Source organism: Bifidobacterium sp. (assembly GCF_022640935.1).
Taxonomy (GTDB): domain Bacteria; phylum Actinomycetota; class Actinomycetes; order Actinomycetales; family Bifidobacteriaceae; genus Bifidobacterium.
Map to the genome: position 1 here is coordinate 32,790 of NZ_JALCCV010000013.1, position 19,299 is coordinate 52,088.

General features: G+C 58.3%; 10 protein-coding genes. 8 read left to right on the forward strand and 2 right to left on the reverse strand.

Annotated features, from left to right (window positions below):
- Positions 1-162 precede the first annotated feature (162 nt).
- The gene (locus LKG04_RS04695; RefSeq protein ID WP_291763348.1) at positions 163-5,052 is read left to right on the forward strand and encodes an SdrD B-like domain-containing protein; all 4,890 of its coding nucleotides are present in this window, start codon (positions 163-165) and stop codon (positions 5,050-5,052) included.
- A gap of 300 nt (positions 5,053-5,352) precedes the next feature.
- Here the strand turns inward: LKG04_RS04695 and LKG04_RS04700 are convergent, their stop codons facing one another.
- Positions 5,353-6,189 (reverse strand): sugar phosphate isomerase/epimerase family protein, encoded by an 837-nt coding sequence (locus LKG04_RS04700; RefSeq protein ID WP_291761031.1) that lies wholly within the window; start codon positions 6,187-6,189, stop codon positions 5,353-5,355.
- Positions 6,180-8,012, reverse strand: coding sequence for a glycoside hydrolase family 2 protein (locus tag LKG04_RS04705; protein ID WP_291761029.1), 1,833 nt, complete (start codon positions 8,010-8,012; stop codon positions 6,180-6,182). Before LKG04_RS04705 ends, LKG04_RS04700 begins: the two co-directional genes overlap by 10 nt.
- 145 nt (positions 8,013-8,157) lie before the next feature.
- Here LKG04_RS04705 and LKG04_RS04710 point away from each other — a divergent pair, with 145 nt between their 5' ends.
- The 7 genes from LKG04_RS04710 to LKG04_RS04740 form a co-directional block, all read left to right on the forward strand.
- Positions 8,158-8,970: an AraC family transcriptional regulator gene (locus LKG04_RS04710; protein WP_291761027.1), complete on the forward strand. Its 813-nt coding sequence runs from the start codon at positions 8,158-8,160 to the stop codon at positions 8,968-8,970.
- Between the two features lie 664 nt (positions 8,971-9,634).
- Positions 9,635-10,744, forward strand: a complete 1,110-nt coding sequence (locus tag LKG04_RS04715) for an alpha-L-arabinofuranosidase C-terminal domain-containing protein (protein ID WP_291761025.1) — start codon at positions 9,635-9,637, stop codon at positions 10,742-10,744.
- 61 nt (positions 10,745-10,805) lie between these two features.
- Complete coding sequence (locus LKG04_RS04720) at positions 10,806-12,278, forward strand: hypothetical protein (protein WP_291761022.1); 1,473 nt, start codon at positions 10,806-10,808, stop codon at positions 12,276-12,278.
- 828 nt (positions 12,279-13,106) lie between these two features.
- Complete coding sequence (locus tag LKG04_RS04725; RefSeq protein WP_291761020.1) at positions 13,107-14,501, forward strand: ABC transporter substrate-binding protein; 1,395 nt, start codon at positions 13,107-13,109, stop codon at positions 14,499-14,501.
- Positions 14,502-14,707: 206 nt separating this feature from the next.
- Complete coding sequence (locus LKG04_RS04730) at positions 14,708-15,820, forward strand: carbohydrate ABC transporter permease (RefSeq protein ID WP_291761018.1); 1,113 nt, start codon at positions 14,708-14,710, stop codon at positions 15,818-15,820.
- Positions 15,817-16,713, forward strand: a complete 897-nt coding sequence (locus LKG04_RS04735) for a carbohydrate ABC transporter permease (RefSeq protein WP_291761016.1) — start codon at positions 15,817-15,819, stop codon at positions 16,711-16,713. The genes LKG04_RS04730 and LKG04_RS04735 overlap by 4 nt, the downstream gene beginning before the upstream one ends.
- Positions 16,714-16,828: 115 nt before the next feature.
- The coding region (locus tag LKG04_RS04740; protein WP_291763351.1) for a glycoside hydrolase family 2 protein at positions 16,829-19,299 on the forward strand (2,471 nt) is incomplete at its 3' end.

The window sequence follows — 19,299 nt, forward strand, 5'->3', positions numbered from 1 at the left end:
CTGGCAAACAATGTAAATATTTCGTGATGCTCTTGCCGGCTCATTATGGCCTGACAACGAGTTTTGCGGTTTCTGGTTGAAGGGTGAAGGAATCCCATGAGAACACGACGGTTTCATACCGGCAAGTTAGTAGTGTCTCTGCGAACTATAGAGAGGGCGACAGTGGCATTGGTCGCCACTGTGGCGATGGTTTTGGTGGGCATGCTGGTACGGCCTGGCGAGGCGCTCGCCGCTGAGGGCGGAGCTGCCGCGGAAGGCACTTATTCCATTGTCCTGTTGAATTCGAATGGGGATCCCATCACGGCAGGCGACAAGCTTGCCCAAGGCTCCCAAGTCACATTCAATCTGCATTATCCCGGTGCCGATGGGTCCACCATGGCGGATCTCGCAGGCAAAACCGTGACGCTGAAGGTCATTGACGGCGTTACGGTTCCCAACGGGAATCTTGATATCAGCGGGAATGCCGCTCTCGCGAGTGCGGTTGGCGACAAGGATGCCGGAACGGTCACGTTCACGTTCAAAAGCGACATGACCGGCGTCGACGGCGGAAGCTACGACCTGCATGCGATTGTGAACAACGTCGACGATACCAGTTATCAGGACGTGACATGGAGCGTGAATAACGGCACGCCCAGCACAGTCAACATCATCGTCGAGAATCCGTCGTCACCGGTCAATCCCGTTAACGACAATACAAACAAGAACCTTGCAGGCGGCAATCTCAGCCAGTATCTTGACATTACAAGGAATGCGAACGGGGACCCGACCGGCATTGCGTTCAAAGAGGTGAACGGCAAGTCGATCACCGATGAGACGATCACGTACCAGCTGTCTGTAGATTCGAAAAATGCGCGCAACGGGTTGACGATCACCGATACCGCTCCCTCGGGGTTGCAGGTCGATAAAGGCTCATTCCAACCCACGCTAACGCTGTACGACGAGAACGGCGTCACCAAGGGAACCGAAGATTTCACTACCCAGCCGTCTTTCCAGGGGCAGGATTTCACCTATGACAATGTCGATCTGCCGGCGAATTCCCGACTTCGCATCACGTACACGGAGAAGCTGACATCAAAAGGCGCACAAGATCTGCTCGACAAACTGAATGCCGATTTCGACAAGCTTGATCTTAACAATCAAGGCGGCATCCTTATCTCGGAAATCCTGACGAACAATGTTGTCTACGCATCGGGAGGCCAGAGCACGAACAAGAAGGCCGATATCAAGGCGGAGATCAAAGTCCCGGGCGGCTTCGATGGGAACGGTCCGGATGGAGGCCCGCTGTTTTCGAAGGAATCGAGCTTGGGGGGTAACTCGGTTAAGAATCAATATGGTGGTGGCTCATATGTCGTCAAATACGATGAAAACGGTAAAGTGATACCTCAGGATGTCACCTATACTCTGAACGCCGATCTCAGCTACTTTGATGGAACGAGCGCTTACCGCACGCTGGCTAAGGACGAGAACGGCGAAGTTCAAAATGTCATCGTCCAAGATGCGCTGCTGCCGCAGAACCAGAGTTCCGGTGCTGCTCATTGGCTCACTGATGATGCTAACTTCATTGCGGCGTCAAATACGAAGACGAATGCCGACGTTCCTCTTACGAAGGTCAACGATAACAATACTTTGCAGGCGACTCCGTTCTCGTATTACGTGAGCGGACTTAACGTATACGTGAATCTTGGAACAGATCCTAACCCATACAAGATCGAGCTGAAAGCCCAAATCACCGATCCATCGAAATTGCTACAACAGTACAACGACAGTCACACTGATCGGACTGTCGGGCAACTCAACAACGACCTTTACGTGCTTACCCACACCGAGGGCAATCCGAACGTCAACAACACGCCGAGCTTCCACACTTGGGTTGTCGACCACGTCTTCGATCCGACAGCCCCGGGTTCCGATCCAGTCAAAGACGGCAAGGTGTTCAACAAAACCGCGGACAATGCCTCGATCCATGTCGAGCCGGGCCAGTCGGCCACCGTCCCCTTCACCTTCACTCTCAACGCTGACACGACATACGACCGCATTGACGTGACCAAGACGACAATCACCGATCCCTTGGATCCCAATATTTTCGATCTGAGTGCTAAGGCTGTCGCGGCTCTGCAGAATAACCTCGTGATCACATACGGTGGCACGCAGCAGGACAGCTCCGCCTTCAAGGTCAATGTCGACGCAACGGGCAAGCTGACGCTGGTCGCTTCCGACCAGTTCAAGAGTGAGCATGAAGCTGATTCAAAGCAGCAGCTCAAAATCACGCTTCCGTTGGAGTTGAAGCCGATCACGGGCAAGCAAACGCTGCAGATCACCAACACGGCGACGGCCGATGGTGCCGACGAGGCGCCTTCCTATACGTCTTCCGCCGATGCCGAGGCAACCACGTTTGGCAACGAGTACGAAGTGCGCAAAACGGTCAGCTACGGCAACGCCAGCGACTTCTCCTCCACACTTCGGATCGATCCGAACACGCTTACAGAGGCAGCCCCCAACAACTTCTTCTATTACAAGGTCGAAGTGATTCCACACGGCGGGTACAATTCCTGGATTGTGCCGTTGAGGGACGTACTTCCCGCTGGCCTTACGTTCGATGGTGTGCAGAATGCCAACGGGGGAACGGGAACCGCAGATGACCCTTGGCTGCTCGACAATAATCTCGAAGCCGTTTGGGATGATTCATCCAACGGCATCAAGCTGCAATCCCAAAACTATAACGGGTCGACTGGGGCCAGAATATCGGGACCTGTCTCGCTCATCTTCAGAACGAAGCTGACGGATTGGACTGCCGATAAGCCGATCATCAACACGATTGGCAGTGCAGGCGCCACTGTTGTGCCAAGCGAGGGCTATCCGATCCTTATCTCCAAGGCAAACACGCAGAACCCTCTTGCCGCCGTTGCCGGCGGGAAGTTCCAGGTGTCTGCCCAGAAGATCGATGCTGAGACCGGCGATTCTGTCGACGATCCCATTTCATTCACTGACGCCACGATCAGCAATGGTGTGCTGGTGCAAGGCGATCAAGGCGATGGGAAGGCCATCATCATTCCGGACAGCGGCACCTACAAGGTGACGGTGACTGAGACTACGGCTCCTGAGGGTTACGCCAAGCTCGCGGACCCGGTCGAGTTCACGGTGACTTTGGGCGGGGACGGTTCCCAGTCGCCTTCCAAGCTGACAATGAGTGACGATCAGCTTTATGCCATCGGCGATTATGTGTGGATCGACACTGATCGCGATGGGCTCCAAGGCAAGGACGAGCAGCCGCTGGCCGGAGTGAAGGTCACGCTGACCGATGCCGATGGCAAACCGGTCAAGGATGTGTTCGGCAATACCGTCGAACCAACCGAAACCAATGCCCAAGGCCTCTACAAGTTCGACAACCTGCCTGCAGGCGAGTACAAGGTCACCTTCGAACTGACCGGCGACACGGCACGCGACTACAGGTTCACGACGAGCAGTCCGAGCACCGAATCCGATGAGACGGATTCCGATGCGCTGGCTGCCGATGCGGAGGCTGCGACCGCGAGCACGGACGTGATCACCTTGGGCGACTCTTCGGTCACCAAAGATTATTCCGGCCAGGCATTCGATGCCACGCAGGGCATCGACCCGACTTGGGATGCGGGCGTGGTGCTCAAGAAGGTTTCGGTTGGCGACCGCGTCTGGTGGGATGACAATGCCGACGGCATCCAGAACACGGACGAGAACGGCGACTACACGGAGCCGGGCATCGCCGGCGTGACGGTGATGCTGACTGGTCCTGATGGCAAGCCCGTCACGGATGTCTACGGCAATCCGGTCAAGCCGGTGAAAACCGACGAGAACGGCAAATATGAGTTCCCGGATCTGCCTGCGCTTCCCCGGGGCGAGCATTACACCGTGACCGTTGATGCCGATGCCGATGGCTCTCCGGTCAAGGATGTTCCCCCGACCAAGGAAGGCGGGAACAAGGGCGCTGGAGACAACGACTCCTCGACCGGTTCTGCCGAATCCGCCGATCTGACGAAGGATGGCGACAAGGATCTGACCCTTGACTTCGGCTTCGTGCCCTCGGTCTCCGTCGGCGACTACGTCTGGGTCGATTCGGACCGCGATGGCCGCCAGGATGCGGGCGAGCCGGGTATTCCGGATGTCGTGCTGACGCTGGTTGGTCCTGACGGCACGCCGGTCACCGATATTCATGGCAATCCGGTCGGTCCGGTGAAGACGGATAAGGACGGCAAATATTCCTTCGATGATCTGCCGGTGCTCTCCGGCGACCAGACCTATACGGTCACGATCGACCAGAAGGCATCTGCTGATGCCCTCAAGCCTTATGTGCCGACACTCGCCGGCCAAGGTGACCGTGGGAGCGACTCCTCCACATGGGAAGTCTCGACTCGGCAGGGCGATTTGCGCGAGAACGGACAGCGCGATCCGACGCTTGACTTCGGCTTCGTGACGAAGACCTACGCCATCGGCGACATCGTCTGGATCGACGCGAACAAGAACGGCGTGCAGGACCCGAACGAGAAGCCGCTGGCCGGCATTACGGTCGAACTGGTGCAGGATGGCAAGGTCATCGCCACTGCCACCACCGACAAGGATGGACGCTACGTCTTCGATGATCTGCCAGCCGGAAGCTATCAGGTCCACTTCGTGCTGAACGACGAGCAGAAGAAGATCTACGGATTCACCAAGCAGGATCAGGGAGATGACACTGCCGATTCGGACGCCAACGTGAACGACGGGCTGACTGTTTCGATCACGCTCGACGATACGGACACGGCGTTGACCAGCGACTATGCGTACCGCGCTATCGGAGCCACCCAGGGCATCGACCCGACGTGGGATGCCGGTGTGGTACTGCTTCCAAAGGCCACGGCTCCGGTCGTTCCGCCTGTCGCTCCGGGCACTCCTGCCACTCCTGCCGAGTCTGCAAACGGCCTCTCAAAGACCGGCAGCGCGGTGCGGGATGTCGCAGTGGCCGCGCTGGTGCTGATGGTTTTGGGCAGTGCCGCTGGCGTCAGCGTGGTGCTGCGCAAGAAGCAGCGTCGCATCGACTGATAGCCGACAGATAACCGGTCGGACACTAGTGCGATTGAGTGGCCTTTCCGCTCGATCGCACTAATGCTCCGTGGCCGCATGGTTTCGAGCGAGGGACACGTCCTGCCTCTCAGCGGTATTTCGCATGTCTCAGCGACTTCCATCGAATGTCGTTGAGGTTGTTCATTCGAGCCAGTATGCGCAAGTCGCCGGCTACGGATTTCAGTGGCGGAACATGGCCATTCGAAATCCGTAGCCGGCGACTTGCGCATATCAAGTCCGGCGTGTGCGTTGGTGCCGGGCGTGGGGTCTTCTGTATACTTATGCCGCTATCCCCGCTTCGCTCGCCGTGCGCCTGAGGAAGGCCACAGCGTCGCGGTATTCTTCGATGGTATCGAGATGCTCGGTGTATAGGGTGGTGTCGCCGGGGAGTGCGGCGGCGAGACGCAGCACGAGGGCGAAGTCGACGCTTCCGGTGCCCGGCTGCGTCTCGCCGATAGTGACCGGCAGCGCGCCGTCCAGGCGGATATCTTTGGCGTGGACGCTCACGATGTGTGGCCCGAGCTGGGTGAAGCATTCCTGGATGAATTGGCGCAGATGCCGCCATCGCGGCACGCCATTGACCATATTCGTATAGTCAAGATGGACGCGCAGCTGCGGACGATTGATGTCGGCAAGCAGCCGCAGATAGCTTTCCGGCGAATCAGGAAGCATCCAAGGCATGCATTCGATGGCGTAATAGGTGCGTGTCGGGTGCACGGCATCGATGATCTCGCGCGTGGTGTCGACGAGACGCTCATAGCTTTCTTCGGAATAATTCTCCGGACTGTACTGGTCCCAGCCGCCCGGCCCGGCATTGCCGGAGATGTTGAGACAGCAGCCGGCTCCGATCGCTTCCGCCAATGCCAGCTGCGCCTCGGCGTATGAGATCGAAGCGTTGCGTTCCTGCGGCTCCGGCGACATGACATTGCGCCAGACGCCGACCTCTCCTATCGACAGTCCATAGCGCTGTGCTTCACGCAGATATTCGTCGCGCACGCCGCTCGATGCCGTGGCATCCACCGGGCACACCGCTGTAGTGCAGCCCCAGTCGTGCAGCAGTCTGGCCCACTCGTGGGGATTCTCGTGGGGGAGGGTCGTCCCAACTCCTATGCGCATTGCCCAGCCTCCTTTGGTGCGGACTGGCGAGCGGCAGCCTCGGGTGCGCGCTCGATAGCCGCCGGTTGAATGTTGATGTCACGCACGGCGGCGATATCAACCTTAGGATTGCGATGGTAATCGTAGACGCCGTTGTGTTCCTGCTCGACGTCGTAGAGCTGCGTGAAGCAGAAACCGAACATCTTCGGGTTGCGCAGCAGGACGTCGGTCAGCCCGCGATATCGGTCCAGGAATTCCTGTTCGTTATTCGCCTGTTCGCCGTAGCCCCAGGCGCCCTCGTCGGTCTGATCTTGCGCAGGATCCCATTTGATGCCGCCGTATTCGCTGATGAAGAAAGGCATCACGCCATCGCAATGCTGACGGTCGGGGTAGAGCTCCGGAGTCTTGGCTTTGCCCCGACCCCAGTCGTCGTAGCGGGCGGCGAACTTATCGACGCTCTGCTCGTAGTCATGCAGATCGTAGATGTCGGTCTCCACGTGGTAATGCCCACTTGTGTCGATGCAGGGACGCTCGGGGTCGTACGCCTTGGTGATGCGATAGGTCATGCGCAGTATTTCATCGATTTGCCTGCGTCCGCCAAAATCCCAGGTTTCATTGAAGGGGCACCAGCCGATGATCGCGGGGTGGTTCACGTCGCGCTGCATGACTTCCATCCATTCGGGGATGAAAATCTCGTAGCTGCTGAGCTGGCTGATGTCAAAGCCCCAGCTGGCCATTTCGCCCCATGCGAGGTAGCCGTGCAGATCGCAATAATACAGGAACAGCGGTTCGAAGGCCTTCTCGTGCAGCCGAGCGCCATTAAAACCAGCCGCCTGCGACAGCAGAATGTCGTTCTCGAGATCCTGCGCGGTGGGCGCAGTGTAGATGCCGTCGGGGTAGAAGCCTTGGTCGAGCACGAGACGCTGAAACACGGATGCGCCGTTGATGAGGAAGCGGTAGCCGTCGAGCCGGATTTCGCGCAGCCCGACGTAACTGCCCACGCAATCGTTTCCGTAGGTGAGCTTCAGATCATAGAGGTTGCCCTCGCCGGGCTGCCACAAGTGAGTCTCGGTCAACGGCAGCGTAAGCTGCGTCAGGCCCCCATTGGATTCCACCTGCGCTTCGCCGCATGGTGAACCGTCAAAGAACGCTTCGACGTGCAAGGTGCCGCTTCCGTGCAGATCGGCTTCGACGGCGACGGTCGCATTGTGGATGTTGGTGTGGTATCTGACCGATTCGATATGGGTCTCGGGCACGAATTCGGCCCAGACCGTCTGCCAGATCCCGGTCGTGCGCGTGTAGAGGCACGAGTAGGACTCGGTGTGGTCGCACTGCTTGCCGGTGGGCTGGCGCAATCCTCGCGTGTCGTCGAGCGCGCACACCACGAGCTCGTTGCCGCCTTCATGTGCGAGCGCGGTGATGTCGACTGCGAAGGACGCGTAGCCGCCGCGATGGGAGCCCGCCTCGACGCCGTTGACATATACATGGGCCTCGTAATCGACCGCGCCGAAGTGAAGGACGACCTTGCCGTGCAGCTCTTCCGCATTGAGATCAAGAGTCTTCCTGTACCAGCAGCAGGGAATGAAATCGGTGAAGCCGATGCCGCTCAGCTCGCTTTCCGGGCAGAACGGCACGGTGATGGTCGTGCTGAACTTGTGGTTTTCAAACCATTTCCTGTCGATGCCGCTAGCGGAAAAGTCGAAGTCGAAGTCCCACGGGCCGTTGAGATTGCGCCACGTGGAACGTTTGAATTGCGGGTCGGGATGCTCGGGACGAGGAATGGTGGCTTGGCCCGGGGCTTCGGACCGCGGTTCGGCGCTGGGTTCGGCTGTAATGCTGGTCATATGCGTGTCTCCTCTATCGTCGCTGATGCGAGTGCGCCCGCCGGATCGATCCGCCAAGGCTCTATTTCCTTTATACTTAAGGTATTGCAACACAACAATAGAATAACTGGCTGAATGCAAGCATAAAAGTAAGGAATCGACGCATATGGAGCATATTGTCAGTTTCGTGCCGGGGCAGCTGCCGAACGAACGGCATCTGACGATACACATGACCGGCATTACCTTCCCCGACCGCACATACCACATCGTCAGAGATCATGCTGACCTGTACTGCGTCGAATATGTGATCGCCGGCCGCGGCGAGGTTATGTGCGCCGGACAGCGCTTCAGCCCAGGCGCGGGCGACGTGTACCTGTTGCCGCCCGGGGTGCGTCACGAATATCGCGCGGTGGCTGCGGATCCGTACAAGAAGATATGGATGAATGTCAGCGGAACGCTATGCGATGCCTTGTATCGCGAATACGGCCTCGAAGGGACGATGCTGTTTCACGGGGCGCCGGTCCATCCGCTGTTTCAGCGGTTTCTCGATGCGTGCGAAACCGGCAAGGACGATCCGGCCGGGCTGTCTGTGCGTGCCGCGCTGCTGATCCATGAGATCTTCGCCGGACTGTCAGCGCTCTGCACCATTCAGCCGCAGGCGTCCGACCCATATGCCGCGCGGATACGGGAATATCTGGACCGGCATGTCGAAGACAACATCAGGCTCGGTCAGGCCGCTCGGGAATTGGGGCTGTCTGTCTCGCAGCTGACCAGATCCTTTGCCCGCGCGTACGCCATGCCGCCGTACCAGTACTATCTGGGCCAGCGCATCGAACTCGCGCAATCCTTGCTGCGCAACACCGGCATGCGAGTGCGCGACATCGCCGCCCGGCTCCACTGCTCCGACGAGCACTACTTCTCCGCTCAGTTCAAGCAGTACGCCGGCGTCTCCCCGCGCGCCTACCGCAACGGACGGTAATGTGCCCGGCTCCCCATCGAGTCAACTTGGGCAACGTGCGGCGCGGGCTTCCGGGGGGCGAAGTCGTTCTTTCCGCCACAACGCCCCCGGTGCGGACCAATGTGTACGCAGTGGCTGAATCTTTTGGGGTATTGTCTTGCATGGTTCGCGTCAGTTGTTCAAAGGCGACCGCTCGCCATACTATAAGCTCATCCGTTGAAGATGACGAAGACACACAGGGCGGCGTGATGAAGACGAACAAGGAATTGTCGTGGTAATACAGATTAATACAGAAGATATCATCGGCCGGATTCGGCCTGAGCTTCATGGGCAGTTCATCGAATTCCTCGGAAGCTGCATTGACGGCGGCATATGGGTCGGCGAGGACTCCCCTATTCCAAACATGCGCGGCATCCGGCTTGATGTGCTCGACGCGTTGAAACGGCTTCAGCCACCATTGCTTCGATGGCCCGGAGGCTGCTATGCCGATAGGTATCATTGGAGGGATGGCATTGGCCCCAGGGATCAGCGCCCCATCACGTTCAATGAGAATTTCGGCACGTATGAGCTCGACCGGCATCAATTTGGGACCGATGAGTTTCTGAGTTTATGCGAGCAAGTAGGTGCACAGCCTTGGATCAGTGCCAATATGCTGACTGGGACGCCGCGCGAGATGGCCGAATAGATGGAATACTGCAACAGACAAGAGCCGACGACGCTTGCGCAGGAACGGGCCAAGAACGGACACCCTGAACCGTATCGGGTCCGGTATTGGGGAGTCGGGAACGAAGTCTGGGGCGGCGGCGGCACTCTGACCCCGGAGGCGTATGCGGATAAATACCGAAGGTTTTCCTCAGCTATGCCTTCCTTCACCCATATGATAGGCGAACAGTCCGCCATGTACGCAATCGCGTCTGGCCCTGATGGCAACAAACCCATTGAGAGAGTCAACTGGACAAAAGATCTGTTCAATGAACTGGCCCGCTACCGCCAGCCGAAGATCGACGGCTATGATGTTCACTTCTACAACTGGAACATCGCCCACGAAGACGACACTTCCACCAGTTATCCGAAAGAAGGGTGGGACAGGCTCGTCAAGGGCTGCTTGGATTTGGAGGACGAAATTTTCAGGCAGGATCGGATGATCAGGAATGGATTGGCGGCGATGCCATTGCCCGAGCTCGCCACTGATCCGAGACTGCAGCATATTGACCTCATCGTGGGCGAATGGGGCAATTGGCACCGAGACGCGACCGTGGCCCGTCCGGCTCTGTATCAGCATGCGACAATCAGGGATGCGATCACTACCGCTCTGACTTTGGATGTGCTGCAACGCAATTGCGATACAGTGTCTATGGCATGCAATGCGCAGACGATCAACGTTTTGAATGCGCTTATTCTGACGGATGGCGAGAAGATGGCTCTCACGCCCAACTATTACGTATTCGAAATGTATAAGGCCCATCGCGGGGCGATGGCTATCCGACTTCCCAGACAGGATGAGGAATCCAAGGCGTACCAGTTCGCATCAATCAAGGGAAGTGAGATAACCGTGGACTTGATTAATGCTCGCACGGATAAGGAGATCGACGTGGATCTCGCCTTCGACAGGCCTGTCGAGATGCAATCGATGATTTCGCTGGCGTCCGATGACTTGCACGCTTGCAACGTTCCGGGTGAGGAGCCTCGGCTAATACCCACCCATGAAGCGTTCGCCTCGGCCCGGGGAACGAAGCTGGCAGCTGTTTTGAAGCCCGCATCGGTGAATACCTTGCGGCTCAAAATCGCCGCGTAGAATCGGCCGGTCGTACTCACTTTTCGGGCAAACGCCAAGGGAATGAAGGAGCTGCGCACTGATGTCGATGCCTGCCAGCAGTGATTGGGGCCATACGTGGTACCGTCCGCCGAATGCGCCGTCGGTGTGCGATGTGCATATTACGCGGATAGCGCCGGAGGATGCCGGGTTCTGTGCGCAATGGGCTGATGCGCGCGACAATGAGCCGGCTGATTCTGCCAAAGGTCCGCGGCGATACCGAGTCCGGTGGCGTCCGCTCGAGGGCGGCGGCGACGCTGGCGAACTGCTCGTCGCAGGGGATCGCTGCCGCGTGGATGGTTTGCGCAACGGCGTGGATTACTCGGTGACCGTAGGCTGCGTCGACTCTGACGCGTCTTCCGATGGCGCGCCAGGCAGTGAGCCGGGCGATGCGCCGGGCGATTCCGCGACCAGCGGTGCTCGGTTGGTGCGTTGCGGGCGGATGGTGGGCAGCGTCGTGAACTACCTGCATCCCAGAGACAATGCTTTCCGTTTCTCGGGCCGGTATCTGGCCAGTCCCTCGATTGTGAGGCTGCCTTCGGGGGCGCTGCTGGTCTCGATGGACGTCTTCATGTGGCGCGGGACGCAGAATCTCACGCTGCTGTTCGAATCGCGAGACGAGGGACGTACATGGGACTTCGTCGCCGAGCTGATGCCGTGCCTGTGGGGCAGGCTGTTCGTGCACGGCGGCACGCTCTACATGCTGGGGATGAGCTGCGAATATGGTGATCTGCTCGTCGGCCGGTCCGCGGACGAAGGCCGCACCTGGGGCGCGCCGACCGTGCTGTTCAGAGGATCGGGCAACGCGGATGTGGGCGGTTTCCATAAGGCGCCGATGCCGGTTGTCGAGGTGGGCGGCCGGCTGGTGACCGGTGTGGATTACGGGTCGTGGGAGACCGGCTTCGCCAATGCGCTGCTGGTCGGCGACGTCTCAGGCGACTTGCTCGATCCTTCTTCTTGGCGGCTTTCCGAGCTATGCATGGCCGATCAGCGGCCGCAGGGGCTTCGCCATGTGGCCGCGCTCGAAGGCAATGCGGTCGTCGCGCCGGACGGCGTCGTGCGCAATATACTGCGCTTGCAGATGGACGGCTCGACGCCTCGGTTCGGCAAGGCGCTGATGCTCAAGGCCACCGGGCCGAACTGCGCGGGATTGCGCTTCGAAGGACTGAGCGATTTCAACGGCGGCAGCAATTCGAAGTTCGAAATAGCCTACGACGAGCCGAGCCAGACTTATTTGGCGCTGGCCAACGAGATCGCGGATCCCGCCCTGCCGGCCGCGCGCAATATCCTCTCGCTCATGGCTTCCCGGGATCTGCGCGCGTTCCGGGTAGTGACCAGGGTGGTGGATCTGGGCGATTGCGATCCAGCGTGGGTCGCGGCGCAGTACCCCAGCTTCATCATGGATGGCGATGACCTGCTGGTGGTCAGCCGCACCGCGATGAACGGGGCGGACTCCTACCACAACAGCAACGCCATCACATTCCACCGGGTCAAGAACTTCAGGGCGCTGCTATGAGAGTCTGTCATCGTGGGAGCATGGTAGAGGTACGAGCGGATCGCGGCAAGGCCGAGCCCTGCAGACATATCAGCGTCAGCATCATACGAGGATCTGCTCGGAGGCCCGGGAGCGGCGCTTTTGCCCCTTGCCCTGCCACGACGGTAAGAGCCTCCCCGGGTTACTGGCGCTATGTCAGCGTGTCGATGAACTTCGCTCGAGTGCATACAAAACAAAACCGATTAAGTTAGCTTAATCGAAGTTCATTTGGATAATCGTCCGATAGACCGTTGAGGAACGGTGAATGATTCCTGAGTCCATTCCGGGCCCCTCCGGCCGCCATGGGTGAGCCGCGGGTCGCGGGCGGATGCATGGGCCGCGTAACGCATCGTGTTCCGTGGAGATTATGCAAAACCGAATTTTTGTTGGAATATCAACGGTTCTAGGTTGCGCTGCACACGTGCGGCCCCTCGGGTGAGAGTGTTGGCAGAAGGGACGAGAAGCTGTGGGGGACAAGGAAAGTGAAGGGCGGCAAAACCTGCGTATAACAAACGTCGTGCAGATGATCGGCCTTGATGCCAGTGGGCGTGTCCGTGAATATCGCCGTCGAATGGACAATATATGAACAACATGCCGTTTCAATTCGATGCATGCAACTTAACCGGTTGACAAACTCCCGTGGTGCATGTTATCGTGCAAGTAATCGCGTTGAGAACCGGCGAAGATTGACGGTTCGAGACGGGGGAGAGCCAACGAAGCCGCCAGGAAGGCGGAGTCCGCGGCCAGAAAGAGGATCAAGGAAGTCCTCTTTCCCATCATTGTCAGCGAATGACGTGAGGAGAAAAGAACATGATGTCGTTGAAAAAAATCGCCGCGGCTGCGGTTGCTGGTGCGTGCGTCGTCGGGCTGGCGGCGTGCGGAGGCAGCGGTTCGTCCGGCGCAGCCACAGATCTCAGCTATCCCAGCATCGAGCTGGGCGAAACCGGGAAAGACCTGAAGGCATCTATCAAGGTCTTCTCGAACCGAACCGATATGGCCCAAGCTTCCTACCCAGGAACGTCGTGGAAGCAGTATGTGGCCGAATTTAATAAGATGTACCCGAATATCAAAGTCGAAATCCAAACTGACGCCGATTATGCGAAGGATGCGCTCACGCGCCTCCAGGGCAACGACTGGGGTGACATCATGCTTATCCCGGCTGTGGATCGATCCGACCTGAGCACGTACTTCCTGCCCTACGGCAGCACTTCAGATATGGACAAGGAGATCAAGTACGTTCATGCTCAGGAATATGACGGCAACGTATATGGCGTTCCGAGCACTGGAGCCGCTGTCGGCATCGTATACAACAAGGCCGTTTTCACCAAAGCGGGTATAACCGAGCTGCCCAAGACCCCTGAGGAGTTCATCAACGCGCTGAAGGCAATCAAGTCGAAGACCGATGCCACTCCGCTGTACACCAACTATGCAGCGGGCTGGACGATGGGCGCCTGGGATCAATACATCGGCGGCACCGCGACCGGCGATGATAAATATATGGCTCAGGAGCTTCTGCACACCAAGGACCCCTTTGCGGATCCAGGCGATGGCACTCATGCGTATAACGTCTACAAGATTCTGTACGACGCTGTTGCGGGCAAGCTGACCGAAGACGATTACTCCACAACCGACTGGGAAGGCAGCAAGACGCAGATGAACGGCGGCAAGATCGGCACTATGGTGCTTGGATCTTGGGCCGTCTCGCAGATGAAGGCCGCTGGCGACCATCCTGACGATGTCGCATATATGCCCTTCCCGATTTCGGTGGACGGCAAGCAGTATACGTCTTCCGCGGCAGACTACTCCTATGGCATCAACAAGAAGGTTTCTAAGGACAATCAGGAAGCTTCCATGATCTTTGTCAAGTGGCTGACCGAGAAGTCTAACTTCGCGTATAACGAGGGCGGCGTTTCCGTGGCAAAATCTGATACTCGCCTGCCCGAGCTGTACGGGGACTTCAAGGATGTGAAGTTCATCGAGGATGAGCCGGCAGTCAAAGGCGAAGAGGATCTCTTCAACGATCTGAATAGCGATTCCGAACTCGCCATCAACACGGGCGGCGATTCGCGGGTCCAGTCGATCGTCGAGGCGGCGGCCACCGGCAGCAAGTCCTATGACGACATTATGAAGAGCTGGAACGAGAAGTGGAATTCCGCTCTTGAGACAGAGGGCGTGGACGTTAAGTACACAACCGTCGCCAAGTAATTTGTCACACTAGCGACAAGCCATAGAAAACATCCTCATTGCGGATGCCGGCGACACGGCTCCTCAAGCCATGCCCGCCGGCATCCGCAACGAGTGTCCTATTCGGCTCATCTGACATGAGCAAAGTACATATCTTGCTGCGCTGCCGACAATGACACAGCACACAACAGAATGCAGAACCTACAACACCCGTAAAGGGAGAGACAATGACTGCTGCCACAAGCGATTCAGCCGTATCCAGGTACGGTACCGGCGATATACCGGTCAACAAGCTGCCGAGGAACTGGCGCAAGGCCGGTATCGTCACGGCATTCAGTGCGATTCCCGTTACGCTGCTTGTCGTATTCACTTACCTGCCCTTTGCCAGCATGGTGGGTTATAGCTTCTTCAAGATGAAGTACATCGGCGCGCGTAAATGGGTGGGCCTGCAGAATTACGTCGACGTGTTCAGCCGACCGGATACCCTCTCCTCGCTCAAGCTCAGCCTGTATTACATGGTCGGTGCGATATTGCAAGTGCTGCTTGCACTGTATCTTTCCTCAGTGCTGGCATTCAAAGTGCGCGGCGGCAATGCGTTCAAAGCCGTCTATTTCTTCCCATACCTGATCAACGGCATCGCAGTCGGCTTTATCTTCAAGTTCTTCTACACCCGCGGGTTCGTCTTTGACACCGTGCTGCAGTGGTGCGGCTTCAACCTGGATCAGCTGCCCTACTGGCTCAGGGACCAAGCGGTGAACAATTGGTCCCTGGTCGGCGCTTCGGTATGGCGTAACCTCGGGCAAGCGGTCATATTGTTTATTGGCTCGATCATGTCGATCGATTCCTCGCTTTACGAAGCGGCTGAAATTGATGGCGCGAATAAGTTCCAACAGTTCCGACATATCATTCTTCCAGGCATTCGCACGATTCTGGTGCTGAATGTCATCCTGTCGATCACTGGTTCGCTCACCGCCTTCGAAGGCCCCTTCGTGATAACCACCGGCGCGAACGGCACTGCGACGATCTTCGTGCTTATGGATCGTCTGGCGCATGTCAATCAAAAGGTCGGATTGGCCTCGGCCATGGCCATCGTGCTGCTCGTCATCATTCTGATCGTCGCGCTGTTGCAGCAGCTGTTCTTCAGATACGTGTTCAGGGGCGCCGACGATGGCACGGAGGCCGCGAGGAAGCAGGCGCGCAAAATCGAGCGGCAGCGTCGCAAGGCGACAAGGAAGGCCGCGCCGATCTTCCGCAATGGGCCGTCGCATAATCCGGCGAGCAGCGCGGTCGATAATCCTTTGAACAATTTGTCAAGCAAAAGCGAAAAGACGGTGGCATGATGACTGATACATTGGCACAGGTCAAGGCGCGCGCAGCCAAGCGAACGGCATCCCCTTGGTATACGGCGAAGAACGGCATTTTTGTAGCGCTTAAATACGTCACTCTTGTCTTCATAGCGTTTTGGATGCTGCTGCCGCTGGTTACTTGTTTTGTGACGGCGGCGAAAACGAGTGAAGAATACCAGTCTACCAACGTCATGCAGATGCCGAGGAACTGGTTCAACTTCGAGAACTATATCGAGGCCTTTACCACCAGCAACATGGCGGTCGCCTTCCGTAACTCGGTGTTCATACTGGTGATTGTGCTCGTCGTCACCACGCTGATTGGCACGCAACTGGCCTATGTGCTCAGCCGTTTCACGTTCCCGGGCAATGCTTTCGTCCGCAGCATGTTCACGGTTGCAGCGCTCCTGCCGGGGGTGGCGATGCAGGTTGCATTGTACAAGATCATGGTGAATCTGAACGCCGTGAACACGATGTGGGGCTACATCATCATGATGTGCGGCACCGACGTCATTTCGATTTACGTGTTCATCCAGTATTTCGAAAACATCCCGACCTCGCTGGACGAGTCGGCTATCGTCGACGGCGCCTCCTATTTCACCGTGTACTCGCGCATTCTGCTGCCGCTGCTCAAGCCTGCCATCGTCACCTGCATGATTCTGAAAGGCGTCGGCGTCTACAACGAATACTATGCGTCGAATCTTTATCTGCAGGATTCGAGCCTGAAAACCATCGCTATCGCGCTGTACTCCTTCACCGGCCCGATGGGCAGCAAATACAACCTGATCTGCGCAGGCGTCATCATCACGCTGCTGCCGATGCTGATCCTCTTCCTCGTCTTCCAAAAACAGATTTATAACGGCATCGCCGCAGGATCCGTCAAGGAGTGACCTGATCGGCGCGCCCCTTTAAATCAGACCTATCCACACTGTCAAGCTTTCTGCAGCCATCGCGGCAGAAGTCGAATGCCACGCTATCGGCAACAATTCATATGAGGAGCATTTCATGACTCACGTTCCCGCCACCTTCACTCCCATCACAGACGGCTGGTCCGTCAAGGCGCTGAATCCGCAAGTCGCACCTGTCGAATTGCAAGATCGGCTCGCCGCAGGAATTCCGGCTACTGTTCCGGGCGAGGCCACGCTCGATCTGGTCGGCGCAGGGCTGATTCCGGACCCTTTCGATGGCGATCAGGAGAGCCATCAGCAGTGGATCGGCGATGTCGACTGGCAGTTCAGCTGTGACTTCGAATGGCATGCGAACGGCCAGGCTCGTCACGACCTCGTGGCTTATGGGCTCGACACGGTCGCGGCGCTGTCGATCAACGGGCGCCTGATCGGGAACGCGAAGAACTACTACCGGTCCTATCGCTGGGACGTGCGGCCGATGCTCCATGACGGCCGCAACACATTGACGGTAACGTTTGCCTCGTCGGTGCGTGAATCAGACCGGCGCGAACAGGAGATCGGATACTATCCCCATACCGAGCATCACGCCTTCAACCAGCTGCGCAAACCCTCATACCAATTCGGTTGGGACTGGGGGATCGACGCGGCGAACGCTGGAATCTGGCGGCCAATCGGCATCGACTCGTGGTCCGGCGCGCGCATAGCCTCTGTCCGGCCGTTGGTCGATGTGCTCCCTGATGGCACTGGAGTGCTTGCTGCAACGGTTGAGATTGAGCGTGCCGGCGAAGGGCGCGTCATGACCGGTCCTGATGCACATGCGTGCGCGCAGCCTGTTCCGGTTCGCGTAAGCGTTTCAGGCAAGGGCGTGTCGAACGCGAATGGCGCGGGTGGATCCGGCAGCTCGATTGTGATTGACGGCGAAGTGGCGCAGGGCAGGAATTCCACGGTCCTGACGGCGAAGATCCCGCAGGCCAAGTTGTGGTGGCCGCGCGGGTATGGCGAGCAGCCCCTGTATGACGTGGACGTGTCGCTCGGAGACGAAGCAGATCATGACCCCGTCGCCGCGTGGCACGGCGCGGTCGGTTTCCGCACCGTGCGCGTCGACACGCGCGCGGACGACATCGGGCGCCCGTTCCAGATTTATGTGAACGATGTAGCCGTGCACGCGCATGGCTACAACTGGGTGCCGGCGGATGCATTGCTGTCTCGCGCAGGCAAGGAATGCTACAGTCGCATACTCGCGGATCTCGTGGAATCGAACGCGAATATGGTGCGTGTCTGGGGCGGTGGCATCTACGAATCCGACGAATTCTACGAACTCGCCGATCGGCTGGGCGTCATGGTCTGGCAGGATTTCACGCTCGCCTGCGGCGCCTATCCGGAAGATGCCGAGACCAAAGCGGAAATCGAAGCCGAAGCGCGCGAGCATATCGCCCGGCTCTCCTCGCACCCGAGCCTGGTGGTGTGGAACGGGTCGAACGAAAACTATGTCGCCTACTCGGAATGGGCCGGATTCAAACAGGCTCTGCGCGACGACGACCGACCGGCGAATGTGTATGGGTACGGCGAAAAACCGTGGGGCGACTACTATTATTCCGAATTGTTCCCCCGGCTGCTCGCCGAGCTGGATCCTACGCGCGTCTATCTGCCGAGCTCGCCGATGAGCTTCACGAAATTCGTGGATGCGAATAAAGACGTCGACGGCACCATGCATATCTGGGACGTGTGGAACCGTGTTGACTACCGCAAATTCGCCGATTACACGCCTCGCTTCGCCGATGAATTCGGCTATCAGGCACCGCCTGCCTGGAGCACGCTTACGAGCGTAGTGCACGACGAGCCCATCGAGCCCTTTGGCAAGCAGATGCTCATGCATCAGAAGGCCGCAGGAGGCAATTACAAACTTGCTCGGGGCATGCGATCGCACCTGACGCCAGGTCGTATCGACGATGTGAGCTACAACCCGGACGGCACGCGAAGCTGGCTGATACCCACCGATTCCTGGCCGAATACAGAGGACTGGCATTGGGCCTGCCAATTGCAGCAAGCGCAGGCTGTGCGCTTCGGCGTCGAGCATATGCGCTCGTTGGAACCGGTCAACGCCGGCGTGCTCATCTGGCAGCTCAACGACGACTGGCCTGTCGTCTCTTGGGCGGCAGTGGATTACGACGGCCGCCGCAAACCGTTGTGGTATGCCTCGCGTGACTTCTTCGCCCCCCGATTCGCCACGATCCAGCCGCGCATTTCCGAAAAAGCCTGGCATGATCTGAGCTGGGAGGGCATGCGGCCGGCATGCGACAGGTTGGCGCTGGTCATTGCCAACGACACCAACGAATCCTGGCACGGCAACTGGAGCGTCGAACGCAGAACGCTTGCTAACGAAGTGCTCGCCTCTTGCGAATTCCATGTCGACCTTCCGGGGCCGGGCCACGTCACTCTCGCATTGCCGGAGGATGTCGCGGCGCTGCAATGCCCAACCGACGAAATCATCGTCGCCACGCCGCATGACAGCGCGTTCCCCCGTGCGATCTACAACGGCGCCGAAGTCGTGGAGCAGCGGCTGGACGG